The following is a 19,202-nucleotide window of genomic DNA, read 5'->3' as shown; positions in this document are numbered from 1 at the left end:
GGTGGGGTGGAGCCGACGATGTCGCGGGGCGGCGCGGAGCCAAGGATTTCGTGAAAACAGACGGAAGGTGCGGTTGGCAGCGGCCGTAAAAACCTATCCACTGCGCTCATGCACGCCGCCGAATTCTATGCCCTGCCGGCCTCCCTCCAGACCTTTGCCGCGTATTTTCCGGCCGATGCCAGCGCGTGGGCGTGGTTGCCGAAAATCAAGCAGGCCCTGGCGGATCTGCGGGGGAACACCAGCGAGCTCGCCCTGCCTCCGGGCGTCAGCGTCGAAGGTGAAGTATGGATCGATCCGACGGTGAAGCTTCCGCCGACCGCGACCTTGATCGGGCCGGCCTGGATCGGGGCGGGCACGGAAATCAGGCCGGGGGCGTTTGTCCGGGGCAACGTAATCGTCGGCGAGCGGTGCGTGCTCGGGAACAGTTGTGAATTCAAGAACTGCCTGCTGATGGACGATGTGCAGGTGCCTCATTTCAATTACGTGGGAGATTCCATCCTCGGCAACAAAGCTCATCTCGGCGCCGGCGTGGTGCTCTCGAATCTTCGGCTCGATCAGCAGCCCATTTCGCTGCGGTTGCCGGAAGGAGTGGTCGACACCGGCTTGCGCAAGTTCGGCGCGATTCTCGGCGATGAAGCCGAAGTGGGCTGCAACGCCGTATTGCAGCCCGGCACCCTGCTGGGCAAACGCGCGTTGGTGATGCCCACCTTGGCGTTCAGTGGATACTTGGCTCCGGCCCGCATCGCCAAAGGCCGGACGTCGGTTACGCAGATTCCCCGCCGCGACTGACCGGCTGGAATGATTAGCATAGAATCGGGAATTTACCCGATTTTACCGGGTAGGCAATTATTGCCGATTTGGGTCGTTGCCGCGACCAGACTCAGGGCGTTTTCTGGGGAGGAGAAAAATAAACATTAATAAACGCCTTATCTCCAGTAACTAAGGAGAAGGTGAAAATTCATGGCACGTGGACTGCATTTAGGGCGGTCATGCTTCCATTGTGCCCATCGAAATCCGCGACCGAGCCGCGTGATGCGACCGTCAAGTCGCCCGTAGTTCCGACCTACAGTGCGTCCGGACTCTTCATGCGCTCGATCATGTTGATCGGACGCGATGCGCACCCTGCGAGCATTCGGAATACTTTCGAAGACCGCGCCAGCATGCCCCTGCGCCACGGGGCTGCGACGCAGTGGGTCTACGCAACCGTAGCTTAACCTGACCACCGTTTCATGAAATCAAACCTGCTTACTCCCACCTCATCCGGCCGTTCGTCCACTCGGAATACGGTCGAGGCCTCCTCTCAAGAACTGAACCCGGACGAGGTCGTTCTGCTGGAGCGCCACCTTCCCTTGGTCAGAGCCGTGGTGAATCGGATCAAATTGCGACTGCCGGCTCATGTGGAGGCCGACGATCTTCACAGCGTGGGCGTGACCGGATTGATCGCGGCCGTGCGGCGTTTCGACTCCGCGCAAGACAATACCTTTGGTGCTTACGCCACGCTGCGCATTCGCGGGGCGGTGCTCGATGAACTGCGCCGTCTGGATTGGTGCCCGCGCCGCGCTCGGGCGAAGTCCCGCCAAATCCGGGATGCGGTGGGTGAACTGGAGCAACGTTTCGGCCGGGTGGCGACCGACGCGGAGTTGAGCAAGCACTTGGGTCTGGAGCCGCAGGAACTGGCCCGCTGGCAGGCGGAGGTGCGTCCGATCACGATCGTGCCGATCGACCAACCGGTGGGCGACGCCGAGGGCACCAGTGGTTCGTTGCACGAGCTGATCGCCGACGACAATTGCGAGCACGTGGGCGATTCCATGGAGCAGCAGGAATTGAAGGCGATGCTGGTGGAGCGGATCAGCGAAATGCCGGAAACGCCGAAGAAAGTGCTCGCCATGTATTACTTTGAAAACATGCGACTGGCCGAGATCGCCGAGGTTTTTGGCCTCACCGAGTCCCGCATTTGCCAGATTCACGGCCAGGCGCTGCAAAGCCTGCGCAAGTGGATCCTGCGGGCGCGTGAGTCCTGAGTCCGCGATTCTGAGCCCGGTTACACCACGTTGGTTTTCTCGGGACGCGGTCCATTTCCCGGACCGGTCTCAGGGCGTGGCGGCGCAGCGGAAACCGATATTTGAGGCTGCGCTGTCCGGCGTGTTGCTGCTGCGGGCGTCGACCCGGTAGCGATTGCAGTAGGAGGCGTGGCACAGGAAGCTTCCTCCTCGCATGACGCGGCGGTCGCCCGAGGTCGGCCCGGGAGGATTGGCGATGGGGGACCGCGCGTAGTAATCGGCGTCGAACCAATCGGCGCACCACTCCCACACGTTGCCGGTGACCTGATAGAGTCCGTAACCGTTGGCTCGATACGATGGGGCGGGGGCGGTGCCGTAGTGTCCGTCGGCCTCGGTGTTCTGGGTGGGGAATAGCCCCTGCCAGACGTTCATGCGGTGTTTGCCGCCGGGCTCCAGTTCGTCGCCCCAAGGGAAACGATTGCCGGTGGGCTGTCCTCCGCGGGCGGCGTATTCCCACTCAGCCTCAGTGGGGAGTCGTTTCCCGGCCCAGGCGGCGAAAGCGGCGGCATCGTTCCAGGTGACATGCACGACGGGGTGTTCCCAGCGCTTTTTGATATTGCTGCCCGGACCTTCGGGATGGCGCCACGTGGCCCCCGGTAAGGCGCACCACCATTCGGTGCCGACCGCGCGGCGGGGTTGAGTCGAGAGTTGCTTGGCGGTCAGCAGACCCTCGAAAACGAACGACCAGCCAAAATGTTCCGACTCGGTGCGGTAGCCGGTGGCGTTGACGAAGTCGTTGAACTCCCGATTGGTGACGGTGGTGGCATCCAGATAAAAGTCGGCCAGCGTCACGTCGTGAACCGGCTCCTCGCCGTCGGCGGCAAAGCCATAGTCGCGGTCATTGCCCATGGCAAAGGAGCCGCCTTTGATGAGCTTCATGCGGTCCCGCCCGGACGGTTTGGTCGCGGTGTTCGCGGTGGGTGGCGGAGGGGCCGGGGGAACCGCGCCGTTTGACTCTCCGCGTGATGGTGAGCAGCAGCTTTTCATGTCGAAGTCGGCTTACACGCTAGTTGGGCGCCACGTGATATTGCTACGGAAAAGCACGGCGCTGAGTTTCGAGGGCGCACATTACTCAGATTCGGCGTCGAATGCGTCGAAGCGTGAGCGGGTTGTCGGCCGGGTAGAGGGCCATGACGTCGGAGAGCAGCATGATCACCCACGGCGAGCCTTCCCATGATCCGTTTTTGGTGAACACCAAATCGCCGGCCAGATGCACGCAGGAGTGGACCACCATGTTGTCCACGGTCACGAACAGGTAGATGTCGCCGAGAGCGGGCTCGGTGGTGACGGTGGCATACTCGGTGCGATAGGCTTGAAAGGACAATGCGACATCCCGATAGCGCTCATCGAACTCGTGGAGATTGAAGTTTAGCGAGGTCCAGTGGCAGTCGCGCTGCAGTTCGTTTTCCGATTCGGGGGGAGGCGCGTAGGTGTAGAGTAAACTGCGGGCGGTGGGTGGCAGCAGGTGGAGAATATCGACCGTGGCATCGGGAGACTGGCGCAAGAGCGACCGCAGCATCGGTTCGAAATTTCGTCGATGCTGCAGCGTTGACCAGTATGCGACCACCGCATCGATATCGGTCTCCGGTCGGAGCCGGAGTTTGACCATCTGAGATTGGGAGCGTCCCAGCGTTCGCGCCAGCAACTCACGCTGCTCCGGAGTTTTGATGTCCGAAAGGATAAGGAGGAAGTCGGAGAACAGCAGCGAATCGCCGCGGCGATAGAGCAAGGGGCGCACCACGCTCAGCGTGTGCGCGGTGAGCCCACTGGCGGCGAACCACGCTTCGCTGGAATCGGCCCGGAAACTGGCGGGGGAATGTTGCGCGAGGTTTTCCGGAAAAACCGCCAGCGCCGCGTAGAGCAGACGACGGGTCGCGGGACGCAGCCCCACGATGATGGCCTTGGACACATCGAGACGGATCAGGGTTGGTTCGATGACCCAATGGGAGGCGTCCCGAAAGTAGGCGGTCTCCGTCGGGGAGAGGTCCGCCCGGACGAACAGCTCGTCGAGGGTGGCCTCGGTGTATCCGGGAAAGAACCACGAGGTATAGTCATAGACGGCGACCTCGAAGGCGATGGCCTCGTCGGGTGGCTCGATGACCACCCGGGTGGACTCCAACCGACCCCAGCGACCGCTGGTGACGTGGACATTTCCCTCGCGACCGTCCTGCTGCTCCGGCGGCACGGCAGGGGCGGTGGGGGCGACGGCCGGGCGCGATGCCGGAGAGGAAACCGTCCGTTCGTTCCGGACCAACCAGGCCAGCGTCAACCACGGCACGGTCAGCGAAATGACCAGGATAGCGAAGCCGGTTCGGCGGGTCAGCAGTGCACCGACGGAACGTCGGGGAGGGGAGGGAAGAGGCGCCGACATGTCGTGACAGTGCTGCCCCGGTCCCGGAAGCATCTGGCGCGGGTTGCAGATGCTTCCGGTGTAGTTGATTTAAAGATACGCGCGCGAGCGGGGCGGAGATCAGGCCGACGGCATGAAGCCGGGGCGGTAGTCCTTGGTGAGGTATTTCTCGGCCGACGGCAGGTTGGGGATCTTCATGTTTTTGGCATCCCACTCGATGCGGCGACCGGCGCGGATCGCCACGTTGCCGAGCAGCACGGTTTCCGAGAACGGCCCGGCGTAGTCGAAGTTCGCGGCGGGCTGCTGGCCTGCGCGGATGGCGATGGCCCACGCCTCGTGGTGATTGCTGGTGGCCACGCGCGGCAGCGTTTTGGGCGGAAGATTGGGCGCGATCTCGCGCATCCGGGTTTCGGGGAAGACGCGCACACTGGCGTTGTATGTGTTGGTGAGCACGCTGCATTCGGAGCCAATAACCATGCTGCCGCTGCCATCGCGCGGCAGCTGGCGGCCAAGTTCCCATTCGGGCGGCAGCGTCGGGGTGAGGCCGCCGTCATACCACGTCCATTTCACTCCGGGCATGGACCCGCGCGCGGCGAAATCGAACTTAACCACCGAGCTTACCGGGCAGCTCACTTCGCTGTTTTTGGCGGAGAACGCTTCCACGGCGGTGGGGGCGGTGAGTTCGAGTCCCCAGTAGGCGGCATCCATGATGTGGCAGGCCATGTCTCCAAACGCGCCGCACCCGTAGTCCCACCAGCCGCGCCAGGCGAAGGGCACATAGGTTGGGTCGTAGGCCCGTTCCGGCGCGACGCCCTGCCAGAGATCCCAATCAAGGGTGTCGGGCACCACGGGGATGGCTTTGCTGTGGTCGGGCATCGGCAGGCCCTGCGGCCAAATGGGACGGTTGGTCCAGCTGTGGACTTCCTTCACCTCACCGAGCACCCCGGCGGCGATCCATTCCTTGAGGAGACGGGTGCCTTCGTTGCTGTGGCCCTGATTACCCATCTGGGTGATGACACCGTGTTTGCGCGCGGCGGCGGCGATGAGGCGGGCTTCCTCGACGGTATGCGTGAGCGGTTTTTCGACGTAGACGTGCTTGCCGAGTGCGATCGCGGTCATCGCGATCGGGAAGTGCATGTGATCGGGCGTGGATATCACGACGCCGTCGATCTTGTCGCCGAGCGTGGCGAACATCTCGCGGTAGTCGCGGAACGTCGGCACGTCGGGATACTCTTCATACGAAGCGGCGGCGCGGGCGTCGTCGACGTCGCAAAACGCGACGAAATTTTCGTTGGTCAGCGCCTGCACGGCGTTGCGACCACGGCCCCCGGCCCCGACGATCGCGATATTCAGTTTCTCGTTGGGCGAGGCTCCTCCCGATTGCGACCGCAGGATGGCGGGAAACGCGAGCGACGCGGCCGAGGCCAGGGTCGTTTTTTGGAGAAAGCTGCGTCGGGTGAACAGGTTCGAAGGATCGTGCTGCACGTTATTCGGGGATTGGGTTGGGGGGTGAAGGGAGAGCGCTAAAAGCGAGGGTCCAAACAATCACTTTACGACCGCTGACTCAACGGTTGTTTCGCCTCATCCGGTTGAAACCTGCAGGGTCGCCAGTTCCGCGGGCGACAGGGGGACATTCAAGTCATCCCAGGTGCTTTCAAGCTGCTCGGGTCGACTGCAGCCGACCACGGGCACGACGGTGGACGCTTGGTGCGAAAGGTAGGCCAGCACGACGGCGTTGACCCTGCACGCGTGTCGTTGGGCGAGGTCGCGCACCGGCTCCGCCAGCGCTCGATTGGCCGGCGTGTCGTAGAGCGGATTGAGGGTCGCGGTCGGAGTGCCCGAGTCGTCGGATTCGACGAGTTTGGAAAAATAACCGCCGGCTTGGCCGGAGTAGGGCAGATGGGCGATGCGGAGCGGCCGGAGGGCGCGGGCTTCGGCGTGGTCGACGACCACCAGCGTGGGGTCGGGGGGACGATGCATGGTGCCGCTGCCGAGGTTCCACAGGGATTGGGAGGCGACGAATCCGCGCTGGCCGGAGGCGGCGGCGTAGGTGTTGGCCGCCGCGATGCGGGCCGCCGTCCAGTTGGACGCGCCGAACCAGCGTATTTTGCCGGTATCGCACAGTCGATTGAGGACATCGATGAACGGCTCGACGGGTTGATCCGGCGCATCGCGATGCAGGAAAAACAAATCAATGGCGTCGACCCGCAAGGCGTGCAGGCTGAGGTCCACATCGGCGCAGAGGGAAGGTTCGTCGAGTCGGAGGGTATCCATCCGGTCGAGACGTGGGTGACCTCCTTTCGTGCTCACGATCACATCATCGTGGTGACCGCGCTGCCGGATCCAGTCGCCGATGATGCGTTCGCTGCGTCCCGATTCTCCCGGAATCCAGTCGGAGTAAACGCGAGCCGTGTCGAGCAGGTTGCCGCCGAGTGCCACGAACCGGTCGAGGAGCCGATGAGCGGATGGTTCATCCTGCCGCACGCCGAGATCGGCGGTGCCCAGGCCGACCCCTCGGGGGCGCAGATCGGTGGAGGGAATCAATTCTTCACGCATGGTGGTTCAGCGCGAAATCGGGTCCGCCGCGAATGCCGTGGCAAGGGCGGCGAGGCGATCCCGCAGTTTTGCGAGCTGTTGCGGGTGCGCAGCGGCGAGGTTGGTGGTTTCACCCGGGTCATCGCGCAAGTTGAACAACATGGGACCTTCGCCGTCGACGGGCGTGAACCACGGTTGTGTCGGCAGCACGAGTTTCCAGTCTCCCACCCGCAGAGCCGTCAGACCGTTGCGGCCGAAAGGAAATTCGCGGGCGGGGCGCGAGCTGGTTCCGGACAGCACGGCACGCAGGGACTCGCCGTCGTAGGTTCGGTCGGCTGGCGGCGCGAAACCGGCGTAGTCCAGGAACGTGGGCAATACGTCGGCGATCCCGGCGGGGGTGGTGACGGTTTGGTGGGCGGGAATCACGCCGGGCCAGCGAAAAATGGTGGGCACGCGGATGCCGCCCTCGAAGGTGGATTGTTTGCCGCCACGCAAGCCGCCGTTGGTGCCCATGGTGCGGTCGGGAAACATCACCGGCAACATGTCGGGTTTATCATCGTAAGCGGCGCGCAGCATGGCGCCGTTGTCGGAGCTGAAAACAATGAGCGTATTTTCGTCCAACCCAAACGTGCGCAACGCGCGCAGGATCTCGCCGGTGCTCCAGTCGAGCTCCTGCACCGCGTCGCCGTAGAGACCGTTTTGCGATTTGCCGCGAAAGTCCGGCGACGCGCCGACAATGGAGTGCGGCATGGCGTGACTCAAAAATAGGAAAAACGGCTCGTGATGATGGGCGGCAATGAAACGGACGGCTTCGGCGGTGTATTGCTGGGTGAGCAGATTCACATCGACCGGGGCCTCGACGATGACGTTCCCCCGCATCATGGGCATCGGCGGCCAATCGCCTCCGTGCGAGGCCTCCGCGGGGTGCCCGGGACCCATGTCGTTGGGGTAGGGCATGCCATAGAAGGAATCGAATCCGTGGGCCAGCGGCAGATGCTCCGGCGCGCTGTGTCCGAGGTGCCATTTGCCGGCCAGGGCGGTGGCGTAACCGTGTGGTTTGAGCAGCTCGGGCAAGGTGTGTTCGGTCGCGGGCAGGCCGCCTTCGGTGGTGGGCCAGAGCAGCGTGCTGAAGCCCACGCGCACGGGATGCCGCCCGGTCAGCAAGGCCACGCGGGCGGGCGTGCAGACCGATGACGTTACGTAAAAATCGGTAAAGCGCGCGCCCTCGGCGGCGAGCCGATCGAGATTGGGCGTGGCGTGCGCCGTATTGCCGTAGCAACCGAGATCGCCGTAGCCGAGGTCGTCGGCGAGAATGACCACCAAATTGGGCGGACGCGTTTCTGCAAACGCGGTTGGCACCGACATGATCACGGTCGCCAGTCCGAGCATTCGAATTATTCGTTTCATCGACATATCAGGGTTGGATGGGTTTGCCGGAGACTTCGCGGACGCGGATGTGACGCCAAGCGACCTTGCGGGTGGCGGGCTCCGCTTCGATCTGGTGCACTTGCAGGCCGATAAACCCAGTGGCGTGATGCGCGAAAATCAGCGGATGCGTCAGGTCGCTCACCGACGCGCCGTTGATCCAAGTCTGGATCCGCGGTCCCTGGGCGACGATGCGGTAGTGGTTCCATTCACCGGCTTTGAAGAGGTCATGCGGAATCAATTTGTCCGCCGGCGTCAACCAACCGCCGGCGCGTTCCCCGAAGATGTAGCCTGATTCACCGGGCGATCCCTCGATTTCGATCTGCGGTCCATAGACGCGCTCGACCATGCGGCCGTCCCGTTCTTCGGGACGAAATGTGGAGCGGATTTGCACTCCGGAATTGAGCGGTGAAATCAGCTTCACTTCGAACTCCAACTCGAAGTCCGCGTAGTCCCGATCGGTGCACAGAAACGTGTTATGGTCGGGACCGTTGCGGCCCACGATCGCGCCGTCTTCGACGACGAAAGTCGCGCCGCCGCCGTGCACCCGCCAGCCCGACAGGTCCTCGCCGTTGAAGAGCGACACCCAGTCGTCAGCGGCGGCCGTGAGAGCCGCCGTCAAAAGCGATAGAGCGAACAGGATTCGTTTCAAGATGGCGTGACGGGCGTTTCGTCCAGTCGCACCTCACGGCCGCTGGCGGTGGATTGATAAATGGCGTCGAGTATCCGCTGCACGGCGACGGACTCGGCGACTTTGACGTAGGGTTCGGCGCGACCCAGCACGACGTCGACGAAGTGCACCATGCGGTTGGGGTCGGCGAGCGGTGTGGTGCTATCGACGAGCTCGGTTCGATAGCCGTGTTCGCCGTGGCGAAAGAGGCGCAGGGGCGGGAACTGCACGCCGGCTTCGGTGCCGAAAAGCTGGGTGCCGTTGAAGTCGGGATCGGGTTGGTGAGCGGCCCACGACGCTTCGAGCAGCACGGTGCGACCGCTGCGCAGTTTGATGAAGGCGACGGCGAGATCATCGACGTCGAAGGTCGCGTGGGGATCGGCTTCGCTCTTGCCCCAGTTGCCCTGACCGAGACCGCGCGGACCGAACTTGGCGTAGGTTTGGCCAGTCACCGAAACGGCGTCGAACTCGCCCATGAGATAGAGGCAGCGGTCGAGCGCGTGCACGCCGATGTCGTAGCAGCACCCGCCGCCGGCGAATTTTCGTTGGGTAAACCACGAGCCAATTTTCGGAATCCCGGCGCGGCGCGTCCATGCGGTCTTGGCGTGGTAGACCTCGCCGAGCACGCCGTCAGCGATGAGCTGCTTGGCGGTCTGCACCTCGGGGGTAAAGCGGTTGTTCTGGCCGACCATGAGGACCTTGCCCTGACGCTCCGCCTCGGCGGCGAGTTCGGTGGCTTCGGCCGCGTTGGTCGCCATGGGTTTGTCGAGCATGACGTGCTTCCCGGCGCGCAGGGCGGCGAGCGTCACGGGCGCGTGCAGGAAGTTGGGCAACGCGATCGAGAATACATCAATATCGTCGCGTTCGAGCAGCGTTGAGTAGTCGGTCACCAGCTCGGGCACCCCGAATTTGTCGGCGGCCTCGCGACCGCGCTCGGGCGAGGTTTCGGCCAACGCGACAATGCGGGCGTCGGGATGTTGTTGGAAATTTTCGAGATGATTGAGGCCGATGGCACCGGCACCGATCACGGCGATGTTGAGAGAGGATGAGGACATGAAGCGGGTTTGATTGGCTTAAACGCGGCCCCACGAGCGGAGCTTTTCCCAAGACTGCCGCACGGCCGCCAGCGGCTCGATGCTGGGCTCGCCGACTTCGACCACATACCACTCGACGGCGCCGACGGCATCGGCTGCGGCGAATACGGATTCGAAGTCCACGGCGCCGGTGCCGATCTCGGTTTTGTCGCGCAGGTGGATGAGTTTAGCGCGGCGTCCTTGCTCGCGGAGAAACGCCGCCGGATCCTTGCCGCCGACGGTCAGCCAGTAGACGTCGGGCTCGCAGCCCAGATTGGCGGGGCGAGCCGCATCGAGGAGCCAGTCAAAACCGAGGCGGCCGTCGAAGCGGGCGATCTCGTGTTCGTGATTGTGGTAGTGCAAGGCAACGCCGTGGGCGCGGAAGTAGGCGCCGATGCGGTCGAGTTCCTCGCCGAGAGCGACGAAGGCGGCGGCCGAGGTCGTGAGTTCACGCGGAAAGAAGGGGCAGATCACGTGGGACGTGCCCAACGCTTTGGCTTCGATCAGGACCTCGTCTGCCTCGTGACGCAGCCGCGCGAGGGCGACGTGCATACCGGAGCACTTGAGCCCGGCGGCGGTGATAGCGGTGGCGGCAGCCGTCGCGTCGAGGTTGCCGTAGCCGGCTGTTTCGACGCCGGCGTAGCCGATGTCGGCCACGGCTTGCACGGTCGCAGCGAAGTCCGCTTTGACCGCGTCGCGCACGGACCAGAGTTGCAGAGAAGCGGGGATGGTGGACATGGAAGTTCAGCTGGCCTGACGGTGGGCGGTGAGATGGATGGAGCCGCCGGTGGCGAACGATTTTTCGGCTTGGCCGGGCAACTTCACCAAGACCGGCACATCGGCCGGGGCTTCGATGGTGAGTGCGACTTGATTGGGGCCGGTGACCCGCCACGCGACCTGAACCCCGCCGACGGGTGTGTTAATTTCACCTTCGGCGTGGTCCGTGGCGTCTAACTGCGGCTCGATACGAATGGCCGTCCAGCCGGGAGCCGCCGGTTGCACCCCGAGCACGTTGGCGAAGAACGCGATCACGATCCAACTCGACCACGCGTGGCAATCGCTGCGGGAGGGGTCGGCATGCTCCTGCCAGGTCGTGAGACCGTTCGCGCGCATCTCCCGCCAGGGTTCGAGTAAAGCGGGGAAGAAACGGTCGTAGCGGCCGAGTCGGGCCAGCGCTTGGGCGACGTAGTAGCGATGCACCAACGACGCCCGCACCAGGGTGTCATCGTCGACCAGCCGCGCGCCGATGCGAGCGAGCTGGGAGTCGCTGGCCCCACCCGCGAGAATGACAAACGTCTGTGTCTGTTGCGAAAAGGGATCGGATTCCCGGCCCGGCCCCTCGATGAAATAGCCGTGCTGCTCGTCCCACGTTGTGGCCAGAGTAGCGCGCAACTCGCGACTCAGGGCGATCCAACGCACGCTTTCCGCGGTGATGCCGGTCGCGAGGTGGAGCTCGGCGGCCGCGTCGAGCGCGAGAACATAAAGCGCGGTAAGATAGGTCGATCCGGTGCCGGCCGCGACGGCGGGAGACACGCCGTGGTGCCAGTGATGCCGCCGCTCCGCCCAGTCCGTCCAATCCCAGCCGCGTCGCCGACCGACGAAGCCATTGTCGAGCAAACGGTCCCGGAAATTCAGGAGGATGGCATCGACGGATGCCAACGAGCCGCGCACGAATTCCCGGTCGTCCTCGCCAACCCACTCCCAATGATCCCGCAACATGAGAATCCAATGCAGTGAGAACGCCGGGATGACCTGCCGACCCCGCGCCGGGATGCGGCTTCCGGTCAGACCATCGGCACCGAGGGATTCGCGAAACAAGCGCAGGCAACGGCGGCCGAGTCGGGTGTCGTTGGCGAGATACCGGCTGCACAACGCCTGCAGGCGCGTGTCGCCGGTGTAGTTGAGCTGCTCGAAGTAGGGACAGTCTTCGTAGGTCTCGTGCGCGCACAGTTGCAGGGTGCGCAGGCTGATGTCCCACAACTGAGCGATATCGGGTTCGGCGCAGGTGAAGCGGGCGGTGAACGATTGCGGAAAGGTGGTGAACCGATGATGGGCGGTGCGCAGCGTCACGGCGGCGTCGCCGACCGGAATCTCAATTTTGATAAACCAAAACGTGCGCCAGTGAAACGGTTCAAACACATCGCCCTCGCCGGACAGGCAGATCACGTCGCGATTGCCGTGCGGATACAGGTGGGCGACGTCATCGCGACGACCGCGTTTGACCCAGACCTTCCGTCCGCGTCGCTCCTCCCAATGACCGAGCGCCTCCGCATAAACCACCCGCACCTCGCGCCCGGCGCCGCCGGCAAATTCGAAGACCGGATACCCGGTGGTCAAGGCGCCCGCGCCCAGCCAAAGTTCACCGGCTTCGCCCGCCGGAACCGTCCAGGGCAAGGTTGCGGGTTGCCGATCAATCCAGGCATCGGGCAGGAGCCGCCGCTGTTCGGAAAGCAGGGGGATGTCGCACGGTTGAAGTTGATGGGTGTGGGATTCCGCCCACGGATTGGGGGCCAACGATCCGCCCACCGCTTGCCCCGCCGTCCAGTTGTGATCGTCGAATTCCAGACCGGCCCAACCGCGCGGACGCCGTGACAGATCGACTTTGTCGAGCGGGCCCAACCAATTTTGGGCGTCGGAATAGGGATCATCCCAGCCGGGGGTGACGGAATCGTCCGAGCAGACGCGCCACGCGCCCGGTGTATCAAGTTCGTCGTCCTCCAGTCCCTGCACGAACCACCCCGGCAGTGAGCTGTGCACTTCGCTGCGAGGACAGGAACGACCGAACCATCGCACCTCGGCGGCCAGCACATTGCGCCCGGCGCGCAGGCGTCCGGCGAGTTCGTAGACCTCGGCGTGATAGTGTTCGAGCGTGCCCTTCAGCGGACCGCGGCCGAGGCGTTCTCCATTCAGCCACAGAACGTAGCGACTGTCCGCCGTGACAATGATGCGACGCGAAGCGGGGAGATCGGCGACCTCGAACGTGCGGCGAAACAAGTGAACCGTGAGGTCTTCGTTGCAGGTTTGATCCGACCAAACGAAACGGGCGTGCAAAGGAGGAAACGCGTCGACGGCGACGGCGGGTGAGGAGGACAGGGCGACAGGCATGGGGTTTGACGGAACTGAATCAGAGTTGAAGTTCCGCCGCACTTCATCCCATCAGGTGACGGGCAGGCTCAAACGGGAAAAAATTCATCCCGTTGTTATGCGTGATAAAGCGTGCGCGCTGCATCCGGCTCGACGGCCCATGCTGCTGGGCGCGCCGAGCCGATTTGTGTGGTGTCGGTTCTTATCGATCGTCGCTGCGGAAGGGAGCGACGGGCAGACCGTTGGCGCCAAACAGATTGACCTCCAGGCCGTTGGTGAAGGCGTAGCGCACGTCGACCGGCTCGGGCACCTGCGGCGAGGACACGATGAGCACACTACCCACCACGTCGCCGCGAGCGGGGTGAAACACGCCGTCGGCTCCGGCGATTTCCAACTCCCGGACCGCACCGTCGCGAGCGACGAGTCCGCCGGCGACGTGGTCGAAACCGACGCGCAGGCGAGGACCATCGCGGGTGACTCCGGCGAATGTCGGCCCGGAGGTTTCACGGGGTATGCCGTGGATGCGAGTGAGCGCGATGGCGGCGAGGCGGGCGCCGACATCCTGTTTGTTGCGCGGGTGAATGTCGAAGTTGTTGCCGATATCGACGATCACGGCCTGGGCCGTATTGGGGAGCGCGAGGGATTGCGTTTGAGCTTCCCGCAGAAAGCCCCACTCGCGTCCGTCCCATTCCCATCGCGCAGGCTGGTGGAAGTTTGTCAGCTGCACCCAATAAAAGGGCAGATCGCCCTGGCCGAATTTCGCGCGCCAGTCAGTGATCATAGCGGTGAACAGATCCCGGTATTCTCCGTGGCGGTTGGCGTTGGCTTCGCCCTGATACCAGAGCATGCCACGGATGCCGTAGGGCACGAACGGAGTCATCATGGCGTTGAACATACTGGAGGGGCGGCCGTGGTGATGCGCGGGATTGCCGGGTTTCCACGGACGACGTGTGGTCTGGTCGAACGCGGCGAGGGCTTGCTCGCCGGCCGCCTCGGCGACGGCGCGATCAGCTTCGTAGGCCCCGTTGACGTGCTCCCAATGGGCGAGGCGCTCCGGGTAGCTCGCGACCTCGGCTTCGAACCGGGTCCGATAAAGTGACGGGTCGGGCTGAGTCGCGATGGCTTCGGCACTGGTCCAGCGCTCGATCGGCGAGCCGCCCCAGGAAATGTTGAGCAAACCGATGGGAACTCCGATCTCGGCCTGCACCTCGCGGGCGAAGAAATAGCCGATGGCGGAGAACTCTCCGGCGGTCGCGGCGGTGGCGGTGACCCAGCCGGTGTTGTCCACGGCGATGCGGGGTTCGGCCGCCAGCCGGTGCTGCACTTTGAGGTGTCGGATCAGCGGATGGTTTGCGGCCGCGATTTCGTTGTCCGCATCGTTCGCACGTTTCAGCGGCCATTCCATATTGGATTGACCGGAGAGGAGCCAGACATCGCCCACCACCACGTCCGCCACCGTAATCTCATTGGTGCCGGCAATGGTCAGCGTGGCGTTGCGACTGTCCGCGGGGAGAGCCGGCAGCGTGACCGACCAACGGCCGTCGGCAGCGGCCGTGGTGCTGACGGTGTGATCGTGGAAACTTACCGTCACGGATTCGGTGGGATCGGCCGTGCCCCAGACGGCAATGGGTTTGTCGCGTTGCAACACGGCACCGTCCGCGAACGGGGGCGCAGGGGTGACGGCGGCATGCACGGCGGTCGCGATCAGGACGGCCGCGAGGAGGAGGCGGAGGCGGGAGGAGGTAGGCATAAGAAGGATGGAGGAGGAGGCGTTAGGGGGGGGATCAGCGCAGGTCCGGTAGCGTGCCGCGGAATATTCCGGCGACGGGTGAGCCCTGGCTGAGGGCGGGGTAGAAGATGACGTGTTGCAGGTAGGTCTGGTAGGCCTCGACGTCGGCGGTGGGGGTGGGGTCGACGAGTTCCACGGCTCCGGCGATGCCGGTCGCGTCAATCTCGACCCTGAATTTCTGCTGCGGCGACAGTCCGGACGTGGTTAGCTCGCGCCATAGTGAGGCGAGGTCCCGCATGGGGACGGGCGGGGTGGTGGCCCGGCGGTGGTCCGTCGTGTATTCGGTTATAAGATACTCCCGGGCCTGTGGTGCCGTGATGGCGTAGCGCCGGGGGCTGACGGAAGTGGCCCACTCCCCAACTTCGTCGTAGAGTGCGAGTCGAACTTCTTGGAGTTCGAACCCGGGGGGGAAGCCTCGGAGCTGTTGGGAGATGCGGCGTGGTGCCGGTCCGAGTGACGGCAGGCGATGCAGGCGCAGGACCTGAAGCTCGCGCACGTTGCGTTGGGGATCACGCACGAGACAGATCCAGGCGCCCCAGGGGGAATCCACGGGCCGGGAAGTGGAGATTTCACACGATACCTCGAGGGCGTTACCGTATGCATCCACCTCGCGATCGGTCGGCGGACGCCTGTCCCAGTCGTCCCGCTGCCAGATCGCGATGGGGGACGCTTCAGTGACACGGACGCTCCCGTCCGATGTGGTCAGGTCGGGCATCTGGGTGTCGAAAGGGCGCGATTGATAGGATTCGGACATCTCCGCCAAGGCGGAATTTTGGTCCTCCGCCGCCATGATGGCCAAGTCTTGCCCACTTTGCTGCTGCTGTTGGAGATTCGACATGACCATGCGGGACAACTGCCCGGACGTATCGCTCGATCGGGTGGCGCGCGCGATGGTGGGTTTACCTCGAAGGTCGGTCACCGTGGCCAATCGTTCGGTGAGTCGAACCCGCGATTTAACCCGGACCTGATCGAGGGTTTCCACCGGCAGGCGTCGGGGGCCGTCGGCGGTGCGCGCAACGAACACGTCGCGACCAAAACTCTCCACGGGGGCCGGATCACCCGCCAGATCCACCAAGAGTTCGGTGCCCACAAAGAGCTGGAACTGAGGTTGGCTGGTCACGGTGACGGGGGTGGGCTGACTTTCCGCCATCGCGGGAACAGCGGTCAGCAGCCCCATGGTGGCCCGACAAGCGCGGCTGGAAGCGGTGAAGTTCATGGCCCGGCGGGTTTACGGCTGAGCGCCCGGACCGAGGGCGTTGAGGTAGGCGACCAGATCGACGACTTCGGGCTCGGCGAGACCTTCGAGCAGGCCGGGGGGCATGAGTGAAACTTCGAGGCGATTGACCGCTTTGATATCGGCACGGGCGAAGGTCACGGTCTCGGCAGCGTTGGCAAGTGTCACGCCGGTGGGGGTTTCGCGTTTGACGATGCCCGCGGCCGAACGGCCGTCGTGGGTTTCGACGATGGTGAGCAGGTAGTCGCGACCGATGGTGCCGTTGGGGTCGACGATGTTGGCGAGCAGGTAGTCAATGTCCTTGCGATTGGAACCGGTGAGTTCGGGTCCCAAGTCGGCGCCCTCATCGAAGAGCACATGGCAGGAGGCGCAGGTTTCGGCGAAGATGCGGTAACCATTGGCAGTATCGGCGGAGTCGATACGTTGGGGGGTAAGGATGGTTTTCCAGCGATCGATTTCCGCTTGGGCGTATTCGGACGACTCCTGCATGACTCCCCAATGGGTGGTTAGCACCTGATCGATCTCGGAGTCGTTGCGCAGGCGGAGCTGGCGGACGAGACCGGCATCGAGATCGCTGGCCGGGATCGTGCCGGAGGCGATGGCGGTGGAAAGCGCGCGGGCGTAGGTTTCCCGTTGGGCGAGAATGGAAAGTGCGAGACGTTTTTCGTCGGGTTCGAAGGTCGGGTAGGCCGCGAAAATGGCCTCGGGCGTGCCCGGCACCTCGTAGGGGGCGAGTCCGCGCAGGGCTTGGAGGCGCAGGCCGGGCTCCGTGAGCAGTTCCTGGTAGAATGGCGCCATCTGGAAGTTGCGGCGCTGGAGCACGATTTCGAGTGCAGCCTGGCGTGCGGGCAGCGGAGCAAAGGCATCTCCGGCGACGCGACGTTTGGCCCAGTAAATGCCTTTGTCACCGAAGCGGGCGGCGAGCGTGTCGGCCTGGGCAATGAGATCGAGGTCGGGACTGGTGTTGAGCTTGCGATAGGTGTCTGCCCAACCTTCTGGCGCGTCCAGGTCCGTGCGACCGGCGGTGGCGGCGAGCAGACTGGACAGGACCTCATGTTGCCACGTGGTGTCGTCCGTGGCACCGAGGGTTTGCACGAGGTTGGCCAGGCCGGAGGAGTCGTCGGCTTGACCTGCGGCGCTGGCGGTCGCGGCAGCTTCGGCTTGGCGACGCAGAAAGAATGGGCGCAAGGATGCCAGCGGACTGGCGGTGGCGAGGGCCATGGCCCGGGTGGGATCGAGCGCCACCAGAGGCTCGGCGGCATACCAATACAGCAGCGGCAGGTTTGCGTCGTCGGCATCCTCGCCGTGCGTGAGTAATGCTGCCACGATGTCCCAGCGATCGGCCGGAGCGATGCGTTGGGCGGCGGAGGCCAGGAATCGGCGCACGATGGGCGAGGCGTCGTTCGTGGCGAGCTCGACGAACGCGGCGCGCACCCGGGGAGCGGGATTGCGATCCTCGGTCATGAGTTGAACGGTCCAGCCGCGCACGTAGGCGGCGGGGGAACGCAGCAGCTCGAGGGCGAGGGTGCTGTTGAGACCGCGCGTGACATGCAGGGTCCACAGGGCGCGGAGTTGGCGGGTGACATCCGGGTTGGTGCGGATGATCTCCCGCAGTGCGTCATGGACGGCGGGATCGGGGCCGCGTTCTTGGAGGATCAAGCGAGCCCGGCGCACGTGCCACTCGTTGGGGTGAAGTTGGAGCGCAACGAGCTCGGCGGAGCTGAGGGCGGCGAGGTCGACCAGGACGGGGTCGGGGGTGCCGTAGGAAATCTTGTAAATGCGGCCGTTGGTGCGGTCGTGCGGTCGCTGTTGGTGGCAGGCGCGCGGGTCATACCAATCGCTGTTGAAGAGCGATCCGTCGGGACCGGTTTCGAGCCGCAGACCGCGGAACCAACCGTCATTGGCTTTCATGAAATCGGGCGCGTGCGAGCCGATGTAACCGGAGCCGACGGGGGCGAGCGTGTCGCGATTGATGCGGTTGCCGAGGATGTTGTGAGTAAGCAGCGAACCGCGGTATTCGGCGGGAAAATTGTCGCCGAGGTAGATGAGCGTGCCCGCGTGCGCGTGACCGCCGCCGGCGGCGTCGGTGCCACCCGCGCCAAAGCGGGAATCCACCCAGCTGACGCCGTTGTCGTAGTGAAGATGGTCGCCGATGTTTTGCAGGTCGCCGTAGGTGTAGGGATTGAAGTGCTGGCCCGCTTGACGCTGGTAGTGGCCCGCTTGGATCACGTGATAGAGGTGAGGAATGACGCAGGCAGTGACGAAGGCGTCGCCGGTGTCGTTGAAGTCGAGGCCCCACTGATTGCTGATGCCTTCGGCGAAGACCTCGAAGATCTTTTTGGTCGGGTGGTAGCGCCACACGCACGCGTTGAGCGGAGTGCGTTCGTCGTCGCGGGCACCGGGGGCGCCGACGTTGGAATGGGTGAAGATGCCTTGGTTGCCGTAAAGCCAGCCATCGGGTCCCCAGACAAAACTGTTGAGCGTTTCGTGGGTGTCCTGGTGCCCCCAGCCGTCGAGCACGACTTGCGGCGGACCATCGGGAATATCGTCGCGGTTCTTGTCGGGAATGAAGATCAAGTAGGGGGCGGTGCCGACCCACACGCCGCCGTGGCCGACGGCGATGGCGGTGGCAAAGTTGAGCTGGTCGAAAAAGACGGTGCTCTCGTCGAACGAGCCGTCGCCGTCGGTGTCCTCGAGGATGAGAATGCGATCACGACCGTAGGGCGACCAGTCGGGGTAGGAATAGTTTTCGACGACCCAGAGACGGCCCCGTTCGTCAATGGTGAAGGCGATTGGTTGATGCACGTCGGGTTCACCGGCGAAGAGCTTGGCCTGGAAACCTTCCGGCATGGTCATGGCGGCAGCGGCATCCTCGGGGAGGAGTCCGGAACCGGCGGCGACGGGGAAGCCGTCCTGGGCGAAACCGTAAAATGGATACAGAAAGCAGAGCAGGAGGAGGACGAACCGGCGGGGCAAGAGCAT

Annotated in this window: 14 protein-coding genes; 2 read left to right on the top strand and 12 right to left on the bottom strand. The window is 64.1% G+C overall.

Going from position 1 to position 19,202, the window contains the following annotated elements; all coding sequences use genetic code 11:
* The first annotated feature begins 108 nt into the window (after nt 1-108).
* The gene (locus tag PXH66_RS12640; protein ID WP_330928789.1) at nt 109-789 is read left to right on the top strand and encodes an acyltransferase; all 681 of its coding nucleotides are present in this window, start codon (nt 109-111) and stop codon (nt 787-789) included.
* A gap of 440 nt (nt 790-1,229) precedes the next feature.
* Nucleotides 1,230-2,021: a FliA/WhiG family RNA polymerase sigma factor gene (locus PXH66_RS12635; protein ID WP_330928790.1), complete on the top strand. Its 792-nt coding sequence runs from the start codon at nt 1,230-1,232 to the stop codon at nt 2,019-2,021.
* Nucleotides 2,022-2,090: 69 nt separating this feature from the next.
* Here the strand turns inward: PXH66_RS12635 and PXH66_RS12630 are convergent, their stop codons facing one another.
* The 12 genes from PXH66_RS12630 to PXH66_RS12575 form a co-directional block, all read right to left on the bottom strand.
* Entirely contained in the window at nt 2,091-3,047 is a 957-nt protein-coding gene (locus tag PXH66_RS12630) for a formylglycine-generating enzyme family protein (RefSeq protein ID WP_472833609.1), read from the bottom strand.
* Between the two features lie 85 nt (nt 3,048-3,132).
* A complete protein-coding gene (locus PXH66_RS12625; protein ID WP_330928792.1) occupies nt 3,133-4,431 on the bottom strand; it encodes a hypothetical protein in 1,299 nt (432 codons plus the stop codon).
* 99 nt (nt 4,432-4,530) lie between these two features.
* Nucleotides 4,531-5,895 carry a Gfo/Idh/MocA family protein gene (locus tag PXH66_RS12620; protein WP_330928793.1) on the bottom strand — a complete coding sequence of 455 codons (1,365 nt, stop codon included), beginning with the start codon at nt 5,893-5,895 and terminating at the stop codon, nt 4,531-4,533.
* A gap of 96 nt (nt 5,896-5,991) precedes the next feature.
* A complete protein-coding gene (locus PXH66_RS12615) occupies nt 5,992-6,966 on the bottom strand; it encodes an aldo/keto reductase (protein ID WP_330928794.1) in 975 nt (324 codons plus the stop codon).
* Between the two features lie 6 nt (nt 6,967-6,972).
* Nucleotides 6,973-8,352 carry a sulfatase family protein gene (locus PXH66_RS12610; protein ID WP_330928795.1) on the bottom strand — a complete coding sequence of 460 codons (1,380 nt, stop codon included), beginning with the start codon at nt 8,350-8,352 and terminating at the stop codon, nt 6,973-6,975.
* 7 nt (nt 8,353-8,359) lie between these two features.
* On the bottom strand, nt 8,360-9,022 hold the full coding sequence (locus PXH66_RS12605; protein WP_330928796.1) for a 3-keto-disaccharide hydrolase: 663 nt from the start codon (nt 9,020-9,022) through the stop codon (nt 8,360-8,362).
* Nucleotides 9,019-10,095: a Gfo/Idh/MocA family protein gene (locus PXH66_RS12600; RefSeq protein ID WP_330928797.1), complete on the bottom strand. Its 1,077-nt coding sequence runs from the start codon at nt 10,093-10,095 to the stop codon at nt 9,019-9,021. Before PXH66_RS12600 ends, PXH66_RS12605 begins: the two co-directional genes overlap by 4 nt.
* An 18-nt stretch (nt 10,096-10,113) precedes the next feature.
* Nucleotides 10,114-10,851 carry a sugar phosphate isomerase/epimerase family protein gene (locus tag PXH66_RS12595; protein ID WP_330928798.1) on the bottom strand — a complete coding sequence of 246 codons (738 nt, stop codon included), beginning with the start codon at nt 10,849-10,851 and terminating at the stop codon, nt 10,114-10,116.
* Between the two features lie 6 nt (nt 10,852-10,857).
* Nucleotides 10,858-13,218: an alpha-L-rhamnosidase-related protein gene (locus tag PXH66_RS12590; RefSeq protein WP_330928799.1), complete on the bottom strand. Its 2,361-nt coding sequence runs from the start codon at nt 13,216-13,218 to the stop codon at nt 10,858-10,860.
* A gap of 181 nt (nt 13,219-13,399) precedes the next feature.
* Nucleotides 13,400-14,947: a sialate O-acetylesterase gene (locus tag PXH66_RS12585; RefSeq protein ID WP_330928800.1), complete on the bottom strand. Its 1,548-nt coding sequence runs from the start codon at nt 14,945-14,947 to the stop codon at nt 13,400-13,402.
* 34 nt (nt 14,948-14,981) lie between these two features.
* On the bottom strand, nt 14,982-16,202 hold the full coding sequence (locus PXH66_RS12580) for a hypothetical protein (protein WP_330928801.1): 1,221 nt from the start codon (nt 16,200-16,202) through the stop codon (nt 14,982-14,984).
* A 12-nt stretch (nt 16,203-16,214) separates the two neighbouring features.
* Nucleotides 16,215-19,202 carry a PVC-type heme-binding CxxCH protein gene (locus tag PXH66_RS12575; RefSeq protein WP_330928802.1) on the bottom strand — a complete coding sequence of 996 codons (2,988 nt, stop codon included), beginning with the start codon at nt 19,200-19,202 and terminating at the stop codon, nt 16,215-16,217.

Source organism: Synoicihabitans lomoniglobus, assembly GCF_029023725.1.
In the GTDB taxonomy this organism is placed as follows: domain Bacteria; phylum Verrucomicrobiota; class Verrucomicrobiia; order Opitutales; family Opitutaceae; genus Actomonas; species Actomonas lomonigloba.
This window is presented reverse-complemented; position numbering and strand designations above follow the sequence as displayed.